At 71.7% G+C, this 2,278-nt stretch carries 3 protein-coding genes; 1 reads left to right on the forward strand and 2 read right to left on the reverse strand.

The annotated features are described in order from the left end of the window. Positions 1 to 598, forward strand: a 598-nt coding sequence (tolA, locus tag AC1DXV_RS33900) for a cell envelope integrity protein TolA (protein WP_477937961.1), incomplete at its 5' end; no start/stop codon positions are given. On the opposite strand, the gene AC1DXV_RS33905 is transcribed toward tolA, so the two are convergent. Together AC1DXV_RS33905 and AC1DXV_RS33910 are read right to left on the reverse strand one after the other, a co-directional pair. After that, positions 560 to 1,669, reverse strand: coding sequence for an NAD(P)/FAD-dependent oxidoreductase (locus AC1DXV_RS33905; protein WP_477937962.1), 1,110 nt, complete (start codon positions 1,667 to 1,669; stop codon positions 560 to 562). The two genes, tolA and AC1DXV_RS33905, sit on opposite strands and share 39 nt — an antisense overlap. A gap of 60 nt (positions 1,670 to 1,729) precedes the next feature. After that, positions 1,730 to 2,197, reverse strand: a complete 468-nt coding sequence (locus AC1DXV_RS33910; RefSeq protein ID WP_477874944.1) for a DoxX family protein — start codon at positions 2,195 to 2,197, stop codon at positions 1,730 to 1,732. Positions 2,198 to 2,278: the final 81 nt, after the last annotated feature.

Genomic DNA, 2,278 nt, shown 5'->3' on the forward strand with positions numbered 1-2,278 from the left:
GCCGAAGCCCGAGCCGAAGGTCGAAACGCCGCCCCCGCCGCCGCGCCCTGCCCCGGCCCCCGATCCGCAGATCGCGATCGAGAAGGAGAAGGCCAAGCAGAAGGAGCTGAAGGCGCAGCAGGACAAGGAAGCCGAAGAGAAGAAGGCTCAGGAAGCCAAGCGCCAAGCGGATGCCAAGGCCGAGGCTGATCGCAAGAAGAAAGAGCTCGAGCGGCAGACGGCGCAGACCGAGGACCAGCGCAAGAAGCAGCTGGAGCGCATCCTCGGCCAGGCCGGCGCCACCGGTGCGGCCACCAGCACCGGCACCGCCGCGCACGACGCGGCGCCGTCGGCCAACTACCGCGGCAAGATCGTCGGCGCGCTCCGCCCCAACATCACGCTGATTTCGGCCATCGAAGGCAATCCTCGGGTCGAGGTCGAGGTGAGCACCGGCCCGGAAGGCACCATCCTCAGCAAGCGCATCACGAAGAGCAGTGGCGTCAAGGAATGGGATGACACCGTGATGCGCGCGATCGACAAGACCGCCAAGCTGCCAGCTGACGAGAACGGCCGCGTACCATCACCGATGACCCTCGTTTTCCGGCCGCTCGACTTCTGAGGCCACCGGGGCCACGGCCGGCAGCGGCAGCGGCGGCTTGCCGTGCCGCTGGCCGGCAGCGCGCTCGCGGCGCCTCAGCAGCCAGGCGACGAAGCGGCCCTCGAACGACCAGGCGCCCCAGCTGACCAGCGCGTCGCCGTCGCCGCAATCGACCCAGCGCAACGCAGGCTGGGCCAGCTTCGCGGTGACCAGCGCCCCGCCGGCCATGAAGCGGCGCAGGTTGATGGCGAGTGTCGCGGGGTCGTCGTCGCCGCGGAACACCTCGGGGTGCGAGGTGCTTTGCAGCGTCGGGCCGACCGCCGCACCGCCGTCGGGATCGAGCAGCAGGCCGCTGCCATCCACCCACGACGGTGCGCGGCCGGGCAGCACCAGCAGCGGCGCATCGCAGACCAGGCGCATGCCGTCGCCGACCATCGCCTGCCGCCCGCCGAGGGCGACGCAGCGCTCCTCGAACAGCGTGACGTTGCGGCGCTTCAGGATGCGGTGCATGCGAACCTGCGCGGAGGACGGGAAATCGGGCAGCGGCGGGCCGCCGTGGGTGACGAGCGCAACGCGCGCCCGCTTGCCCAGGCGGCGCTGCACCGCGAGCGACAGTTCGACGCCGGCGATGCCCGAGCCGACCACGACGACGCTCAGCGTGCGCTGCTGCGCCAGCGCGAGCAGGGCATCCCACAGGCGCACGAACTGCTCGCCGGGCTGCATGAAGAGGGCATGCTCGCGGGCGCCGGCGATCGCGTCGCGGTCCATCACCGGCGCGGGGTCCAGGCTCAGCGCGTCGTAGTCGATGACCTGGCCGCCGGCGAGCGTGACGCGGCGCGCGGCGGCGTCGAGCGAATCGACCTCGCCTTCGACCAGGGTCACATGGGCCTGCTGCGCGAGCGGCAGCAGCGGCGTGACGCTGTCGTCGAGGCTGCGGCGGCCGGCCACCCAGCCGGGCAGCGCCGCGCCCGCCATCGGGCGCAGCGAGGGCGCCACCAGCGTGACCTGCGCCGCGGGCAGCGCCTGCGCCGCGAACTCGCGCAGCACCTGGAGGTGGGCGGGCCCGGCGCCCAGCAGAACGAGATGCTTCATCGAGGGCAAGGGGTAGGCGGGTGCAACCCCGCATTGTGCCCCGGCCCTTGACCGAGGGCGTCAGCGCGGCGCCAGGCCGGGACGAATGCCCCATCGGACCGAGATCAGCCGGTCGAGCGACAGCGCGCCCGGCCCCCACAGTGCCAGCCCGATCAGCAGGCTGCCCCAGAACTGGTGCTGCTGCAGCGCGGCCGGTGCGATCTCGGCCAGGCTCAGCACCGCGACGACGTTCATCACCGACAGCCCGAGCGCCGCGAAGCGCCCGGCCAGGCCCAGCGCCAGCAGCACCGGCAACACCAGCTCGCCGCCGGTGCCCATCACCGCGGCCAGCTCGGGCGGCAGCAGCGGCACGTGGTATTCGTCGTTGAACAGCGCGAGCGTGGTGTCCCAGTCGCGGATCTTCGTCAGGCCGGACAGGAAGAAGGCCTGCGCGACATACAGCCGCGCCGCCAGCTGCGCGAGCGGCTGCAGGGTTTCCAGCAGCGCGACGAAGCGGGTCCACAGGGTCAGCAAGGGGGTGAGGGTCATGGCTGTCTCTTTCGGGTCGATGGGGCTTGGTCGGTATGGTGGGTGGTTTCTTTCTTGGGTTCTCGCTGCAAAGGCGGGTGC

Source organism: Rhizobacter sp. P3_C12 (assembly GCF_056402735.1).

What these genes read in the sequence shown, in the direction of transcription:
- AC1DXV_RS33905 (WP_477937962.1), bottom strand. Translation starts at nt 1,669, where the DNA reads ATGAAGCATCTCGTTCTGCTGGGCGCCGGGCCCGCCCACCTCCAGGTG.
- AC1DXV_RS33910 (WP_477874944.1), bottom strand. Translation starts at nt 2,197, where the DNA reads ATGACCCTCACCCCCTTGCTGACCCTGTGGACCCGCTTCGTCGCGCTG.